The following is a 2728-nucleotide window of genomic DNA, read 5'->3' as shown; positions in this document are numbered from 1 at the left end:
AGCGGATGGAAGACGCCCGGTCCCGGCATCATGTGTGGATTCGTGAGCACGGGACCGACCTGCCCGAGGTCGCGGACTGGACCTGGACCGGCTGAGAAGCCCTGCTCGGGCAGGCGCGGCGGAGGCGGTTAAAGGCGGTGGGAGAGGGGCCGGGCCGCGGTCAGGGGGTTTTGCGGCCCCACTGCGGTCCGAGCCGTTCCCATTCGCGCCCCCACCGGTCGTAACGCCGCTGGTCGAGCCGCCAGCGGGCGAGTCCGCCGATCGCCAGGGCCACACCGCCGAGGGCCACGGCCGCGCCGGCTCCGAGCAGCCCCGCCTCGGTGGCCGCCGCGCCGGGGCTCGGCGGTGGCGTGGCGAGCTGCCCCTTGCCGTCCATCCAGACCACGACGGGGGAGCCGGCCTTGTGCCCGGGGTCCACCAGGGCGCTGCCGGTACGGGGCGAGCCGTCCGGCGCGGTCCAGCGCACCGTCGCCCGCACCTGCTCGTAACGCGACCCCTCACCGGAGGACGCCGCCGCACTCGTACCGTCCACCAGCACGGCCGGGACGGGACTGCGGTCGTTGCGCAGCCGGTCGAAGGACTCGCCGGCGGCGCGGGCCGTCATCACACCGGCGACGGCGCCGCCCAGCACGATCACCGTCCAGACGACCAGCACGATCCACGCCTCGATGACGTCGTCGCGGCGACGCAGCGGGTTCCTCCGCCAGCGCCAGCACCACTGCCTCGCACCCTGGGCTCCCCGTGCTCCGCGCATGGCACCGCACCTCCTAGCTACACCCCCCACAGTGCAAGCCGATCGGTGCGGGCGCGAGCGGGGAGCGGGAAGCCCGGCCCGCGGCCCCGGCCCGCGACCCCGGGCCGGGCGCCGTCGGGAAGCGGTATCAGGCCCGGTCAGAGCCCGGACCGGAGACCCCGCGCGCGGTGCGCGGAGGCCAGGGATCTGGGAGCCCTCCGCTCCTGCCGGCCGGCTGCCCCCCCCGTCACAACACCTCGGTCTCCGCGCGCGACGCCTCGCCCCAGAGCGTGTGGAAGCTGCCCTCGCGGTCGGTGCGCCGGTACGTGTGGGCGCCGAAGAAGTCGCGCTGCCCCTGCGTGAGGGCCGCCGGTAGCCGGTCGGCGCGCAGGGTGTCGTAGTACGACAGCGCGGCCGAGAAGGCGGGCACCGGGACACCCCTGCGCGTGGCGGTGGCGACGACCTCGCGCCACGGCACCTGCGCGTCCGTGACCTCGGTCGCGAAGCCCGGGTCCGAGAGCAGGCTGACCAGGCCCGGATCGACGGCGTACGCGGCCCGGATCCGGTCCAGGAACGCGGCCCGGACGATACAGCCGCCGCGCCAGATCTTCGCCACCTCGCCGAGGTCGATGTCCCAGCCGTACTCGGCGGCGGCGTCCAGGATCATCTTCCAGCCCTGGTCGTAGGCGATCACCTTCGAGGCGTACAGCGCGTGCTCGACCTGGCTGGTGAACCGCTCGGCCTCCGTCGCCGACAGATCCCAGTGCGTTCCGCCGGGCAGCTCGCGGTAGGCGGCGCGCAGGCCGGGCTGGCTGGACGCGGCGCGCGCGAAGGTCGCCTGCGCGATCGCGGTGACCGGCGAACCGAGATCGAGGGCCGTCTGCACCGTCCAGCGGCCGGTCCCCTTCTGGCCCGCCGCGTCGACCACGACGTCCACGAACGGCTCCCCGGTCGCCGCGTCCTGGTGCGCGAGCACCTCCGCGGTGATCTCGATCAGGTACGAGTCGAGCCGGCCCCGGTTCCAGCGCCGGAAGATCTCCGCGATCCGCGCGGGCGAGTAGCCGCCCACCCGGCGAAGCAGGTCGTAGGCCTCGCCGATGAGCTGCATGTCGGCGTACTCGATGCCGTTGTGCACCATCTTCACGAAGTGGCCGGCGCCGTCCGTGCCGATGTGGGTGGCGCAGGGCTCACCGTCCACCTTGGCGCTGATCGTCTCGAACATCGGTCCGAGCGACGCGTACGACTCCGGGGAACCGCCGGGCATGATGCTCGGCCCGCGCAGCGCGCCCTCCTCGCCGCCGGACACCCCGGCGCCGACGAAGTGGATACCGCGCTCGCGCAACGACTGCTCACGGCGGCGCGTGTCGGTGAAGTGCGCGTTGCCCCCGTCGATGATCATGTCGCCGTCCTCCAGGAGCGGCGCGAACTCCCCGATGACCGCGTCGGTGGCCGAGCCCGCCTGCACCATGATCATCAGGCGGCGGGGGCGTTCCAGCGCCGCGACGAACTCCTCGGCCGACTCGGCGGGCACGAAGGCGCCCTCGTGCCCGAACTCCTCGATCAGCGCCTTCGTCCGGGCGGGGGTGCGGTTGTGGACGGCGACGGTGTAGCCGTTCCGGGCGAAGTTGCGGGCCAGGTTGCGGCCCATCACGGCGAGCCCTGTGACGCCGATCTGCGCGGTCGCCTTCATGGTGTGCTCCTTGGTTCCGGATCTGCGGCCCCGCGTACCTGACGGGCGAGCAGAACGACTGTCGCTGTGCCGATCAGTACGCACGGCGGGGGCCGGGATGTTCACCGCCGGCCCGTGCGGGTGCACGACACCATGTCGCCGGGTTGCGGCCCGTCGCCGGTCACCGATCCTCCGGAGGGCGGCCGAATGCCCTGCCCGTGCGGGGGACTTGGGGGGGTGCCTCTATGTCTTTCGTCAAGCGAGGCGTGGGGCGCGGGGTTCGTAGAAGGTGCCGTCGCGGAGCATGGCGAACAGCATGCTGATGC

Annotated in this window: 2 protein-coding genes; both read right to left on the bottom strand. The window is 73.4% G+C overall.

The window, feature by feature from the left end:
* Window positions 1-160 precede the first annotated feature (160 nt).
* Entirely contained in the window at window positions 161-754 is a 594-nt protein-coding gene (locus AB0912_RS35825; protein WP_366707515.1) for a hypothetical protein, read from the bottom strand.
* 226 nt (window positions 755-980) lie between these two features.
* Window positions 981-2423: an NADP-dependent phosphogluconate dehydrogenase gene (gene gndA, locus AB0912_RS35820; RefSeq protein ID WP_366707513.1), complete on the bottom strand. Its 1443-nt coding sequence runs from the start codon at window positions 2421-2423 to the stop codon at window positions 981-983.
* Between the last annotated feature and the right edge of the window lie 305 nt (window positions 2424-2728).

Source organism: Streptomyces sp. NPDC007084, assembly GCF_040703595.1.
Taxonomy (GTDB): domain Bacteria; phylum Actinomycetota; class Actinomycetes; order Streptomycetales; family Streptomycetaceae; genus Streptomyces.
The sequence above is the reverse complement of the archived record's forward strand: the minus strand, read 5'-3'. Positions and strand labels throughout refer to the sequence as shown.